This is a genomic window from Desulfurococcus sp., assembly GCF_049970475.1.
GTDB lineage: Archaea > Thermoproteota > Thermoprotei_A > Sulfolobales > Desulfurococcaceae > Desulfurococcus > Desulfurococcus amylolyticus.
In genome coordinates, this window is record NZ_JBMFMW010000130.1 from 1 (window position 1) to 2,631 (window position 2,631).

Consider the following 2,631-nt stretch of genomic DNA (forward strand, 5'->3'; position numbering starts at 1 on the left):
TAAACTCCCTAGCTAGTATAAGGCTTTCCCCGGTATCAACTATATCGTCTACAATGATGATTCTCTTATTATCTAGCTGGGGAAGAGCTGTGAAGGTAACATATGGTTTCTCACGTGTTTCCGCTATCCCCCTGTAAAATTTAACCTCTATAAAGCCCATTTCATCTATTCCAAGTAGATCCACGAGGATCCTGGCCGGTATCAACCCGCCCTTCGCTATCGCTATAATAGTGTCTGCAGTGTATTCGCTACTTATTTTCTCAGCTAGGTTCTTCAGCGATTCATGCAGCATGCTCCAGGATATATACCTAGTCTTAACCTTCTGAGGCACCATCTATCCCCCTGTTAATTAAATATTTTTAAGCCATGTATTTATTATGTTGAAGCGGGCACCATGGTTAAATACGTCTTTGTAACTGGAGGAGTACTATCCGGGCTTGGAAAAGGTATCGTGGCAGCATCAACAGGTCTACTCTTAAAGTCTATGGGCTACAGGGTTACAGCTATAAAGATAGATCCCTACTTAAACGTGGATGCTGGAACAATGAACCCCTATATGCATGGCGAGGTATTTGTCACCGAGGATGGCGGGGAGACTGATCTAGATATAGGGCACTACGAGAGGTTCCTGGGTATAGAGTTATCTAGGAAAAATAATATTACATCGGGACAGATATACTATAGCGTAATATCTAAGGAGAGGAAAGGAGAGTATCTGGGGCAATGCGTCCAGATAATACCCCATGTAACCAATGAGATCAAGGAGAGAATACGGGAGGTTACGAAGGAGCAGGGCGCTGATATAGCAATAGTCGAGATAGGGGGTACCGTGGGAGATATAGAAGGACTGCCGTTCCTAGAAGCAGCTAGACAAATGAGGTTTGAGGAGGGGGCCTCGAACACGCTTTACATGCATGTTGCCCTGGCACCTGTGTTATCAAGCGGTGAGATCAAGACCAAACCTATTCAACACAGTATACAGGAGCTTAGACGTATAGGTATACAGCCAGATATCGTGGTGGCTAGATCCACCAGACCCCTGGACCCAGAGGCGAGATACAAGATCGCGTTATTCGGCAACATACCCGTCGAAGCCGTCTTCAGCAACCCGGATGTGGACCTAGTATATAGGGTTCCACTGGTCTTGCATAGCGAGGGTTTATCAAGATACCTTGCCTCAAGGCTTGGATTAGAATATAGGGAACCGGATCTAACCCGGTGGGTTGAGATCGTGGAAAAATATTCAAATGCTTCACACGTAGCTAGGATAGCTATGGTTGGCAAATACACTAAGATAAGGGATAGCTATATAAGCATTGTTGAGGCTTTACGGCATGCAGGCATATGGAGCAACACGAGGATTGAGCTCCAGTGGTTTGAAGCCTCAGAGATAGAGGCAGGCAAGGTGTCAGTTGAGGAGATATTGAAGGCTGATGGGGCTGTGATACTCCCCGGCTTCGGGCGCCGTGGAAGCGAGGGCAAGATACGTGTCATCAAGGCATTCCGTGAAGCCGGTAAGCCGCTTCTAGGAATATGCTTCGGTATGCAGTTGATGGTCGTGGAGGCCGCTAGAAACATGGCTGGATTGGAGAACGCTAACAGTAGCGAGCTAGATCCTTCCACACCCCACCCTGTAATAGATATCCTCCCGGAGCAAAGGAACCTGAACCAGTTTGGTGGAACACTGAGGCTTGGCAGTAGAAAAATAGTGATCGAGCCAGGTAGCCTGGCCTGGAAGATCTACGGTGTTAGAGAAGTGTTTGAGAGGCATAGACACCGCTACGGGTTAAACCAGAAATATATCGATATGCTCGAGAAAACCGGGCTAAGAATAACTGGTTGGAGTGAGGAGGGATATGCTGAGATAATAGAGTTAAAAGACAGTAATGTATTCTACTATGGGACGCAAGCCCATCCAGAGTTCAAGAGCAACCCATTAAAGCCGAGTCCAGTGTATAAATATTTCGTGGAATCCACAAGTCATTAGTCATTAAAAATAAGCCTCCTTAACCATATATAATAATGCCCCGATGAAAACCCGTCGGGAGACTACCCTCTGAGAGATGAAGAGTCCCCTGGCTACGAGGGGCATCCGGCATCCGGTTTCAATGAAATTTAAACCCTCTTTAACTATATTTTTCTAATGGTGCCGGGGTGCCCGAGCGGTCTAAGGGGGTGGGCTCGAGACCTTTCCGGCTACACGTGGGAGACCCACTGCCCCTTCACGGGGCGCGCGGGTTCAAATCCCGCCCCCGGCGTCTTCAAACAGGAGTGGATAAGTAGTTTAAATCAAGCCCCGATAATTATATTACCCTAACGAACCACTTACATATCTGGATAAGGAAAGAAGGGAATTCGTGATAAAAATTATTCAATCGATTCAAACATAAGGGTACCAGGTCTTGTAATAGTCACACATCTCTACGAATCAATTAATGGCTTAGAGATCGATGAGGAACTACTGCTTGAAAAAGACTACTCGCATTAAATCATTAAGTCCTGTTCCAGCATCTATGAACAGATTTAAAACCGTGTCACGAATAATTGTGAAATAATGGTGCGGGGGTGCCCGAGCTTGGTCAAAGGGGTCGGGCTTAGGACCCGATGGCGTAGGCCTGCGTGGGTTCAAAT

2 protein-coding genes and 1 tRNA gene are annotated in these 2,631 nt (G+C 46.6%); 2 read left to right on the forward strand and 1 reads right to left on the reverse strand.

Translation table 11 applies throughout. From position 1 onward, the window contains the following. On the reverse strand, positions 1-334 hold a 334-nt coding region (locus ACP5N5_RS06590; RefSeq protein ID WP_428134291.1), incomplete at its 3' end, for a phosphoribosyltransferase. A 60-nt stretch (positions 335-394) separates the two neighbouring features. On the opposite strand from ACP5N5_RS06590, the gene ACP5N5_RS06595 reads away from it, so the two are divergent. Both ACP5N5_RS06595 and ACP5N5_RS06600 read left to right on the forward strand, forming a co-directional pair. Next, entirely contained in the window at positions 395-1,987 is a 1,593-nt protein-coding gene (locus tag ACP5N5_RS06595) for a CTP synthase (protein WP_042666974.1), read from the forward strand. Positions 1,988-2,148: 161 nt separating this feature from the next. After that, positions 2,149-2,258: transfer RNA gene (locus ACP5N5_RS06600), tRNA-Ser, on the forward strand. Positions 2,259-2,631: the final 373 nt, after the last annotated feature.